General features: G+C 63.1%; 1 protein-coding gene and 1 pseudogene. Both read left to right on the top strand.

Annotated features, from left to right (window positions below; translation table 11 throughout):
• On the top strand, window positions 1–1464 hold a 1464-nt coding region (locus tag VGP39_RS21840), incomplete at its 5' end, for a sensor histidine kinase (protein WP_327570173.1).
• A pseudogene (locus VGP39_RS21835) lies at window positions 1434–1954 on the top strand (histidine kinase); the annotation flags it as partial. The gene VGP39_RS21840 and the pseudogene VGP39_RS21835, both read left to right, overlap by 31 nt.

Raw genomic sequence — 1954 nt, 5'->3', positions numbered from 1 at the left:
GCCAATGCCTATTATCTCTCGGTGTCGACCAATTCCGCGGAGGACGCGCGCAGAAATACCGAGACGATCGAGAAAACCATCCCGGTGATGAGCGACCTTGCCGACAATGACCTGCAGCGCCTGGCGCTGCAGCGATTGAAGACGCGGACCGTGGCGCTGCGCGAAGGTCTTGCCAAATTGTCGGAACAACTCGCCAGCCGCACCGATTTGCTGCGCAACTCCATCGATGCAAGCCAGGCCGCCGCCATCGCCGCCATCGATGGATTGTCGATCAAGATGCGGCAGCGCGAGCAGAAAGCCCAGGCGACGTTCGACCGGACGCTGAGCAATATCGCGCACCGGGTGCTGTCCATCGCGCTGCTTTTTCTGGCCGTCATCATCACCGCGGGAGTCATTATTGCGCTGAGCATCCGGCTGCCCTTGCAGCAGATCATGACGTCGATGCGGGCGATCAGGTCGGGCGATTACGACCGTCAGGTACCGGGCACCGCCGCCAAGGACGAAGTCGGTGCGATGGCGCGGGCGGTCGAGGTATTCCGCGAAAACGCCATCGCCAAGCGCGAGGCTGAGGACGGGCTGCGCGCCTCCAAGGAGAAGGCCGAGTCCGCGCTGCTGGAATTGAACGCCGCCCAGCAGAACCTGATCGATGCCGAACGGCTGGCGGCGCTCGGCGGACTGGTCGCCGGCGTCGCCCATGAGGTGAACAATCCGATCGGGATCAGCCTTACGGTGGCCTCCAGTTTCGCGCGCCGCACCGATCAGTTCGAGGCCGAGATGAAATCTGGCGCGACATTGCGGCGATCGCAGCTCGAGGAATTCGTCCGCAGTTCGCGCGACGCCTCCCAGCAACTCGTCGGTAACCTGCATCGCGCCGCCGAGCTGATCCAGTCGTTCAAGCAGGTCGCGGTGGATCGCTCCCATGCCGAGCGCCGGCAATTCAGCCTCAGCGAAGCCACCGATCAGATTATCGCCAGCCTGAGGCCGGTGCTGAAGAGATCGCCGATTGCCCTGTCGGTGGATGTGCCCGAGGGCCTGGTGGTCGATGGCTTTCCGGGCTCGTACGGGCAGATCCTGACCAATCTGTTCCTCAATGCCGCAAATCACGCATTTCCCGGCGGCCGGTCTGGAGCTATCACCATTTCAGCCAAGCCGCGCGGCAATGATGACATCGAGATCATTTTTGCCGACAATGGCGCAGGAATGACCCCGGACGTGCAGCGGCAGGCCTTCGATCCCTTCTTCACCACGCGCCGCAACGAGGGCGGCACCGGACTTGGTCTGCATATCGTCTATAATCTCGTAACCCAGCAGCTCGGCGGACGGATGATGCTCGAGTCAAGGCTGGGACAAGGCACCACGTTTCGCATTATCATGCCGCGGGCCGCCAGGCGCGGCCCGCTAGAGACTGACACAGAAAGCCACGGGACCACGCAATGGCCGACCAGGACGATGTCCTCCAACTGATTGAAGATTCCGGCCGTGCTCCGGAGGCGTCGACGGCGCGCAAGTGGAAAGTCGCGGTGATCGACGACGATCAGGCCGTCCATGAAGGCACCCGATTTGCGCTGAGCGACTACAATCTCAACGGCCAGACCCTCGAAATCCTGTCGGCTTACTCCGCCGCCGAGGGGCGGACCTTGATGCGCGCGCATCCCGACATCGCCGCCGTGCTGCTCGACGTCATCATGGAGACCGACGCCGCCGGCCTCGACCTCGTCGAGTTCATCCGCAACGAGATCAAGAACGAGACCGTCCGTATCATCCTGCGCACCGGCCAGCCCGGACAGGCGCCCGAGCGCCGCGTCATCGTCGATTACGACATCAACGACTACAAGGCGAAGACCGAACTGACCGCCGACAAGCTGTTCACGTCGCTGACCGCGGCGCTGCGCAGCTATCAGCAGCTCGAGCGCATGGTGCAGACCCGGCGCGGGCTCGAAATCATCATCGATGC

Source organism: Bradyrhizobium sp. (genome assembly GCF_036009065.1).
In the GTDB taxonomy this organism is placed as follows: domain Bacteria; phylum Pseudomonadota; class Alphaproteobacteria; order Rhizobiales; family Xanthobacteraceae; genus Bradyrhizobium.
This window is presented reverse-complemented; position numbering and strand designations above follow the sequence as displayed.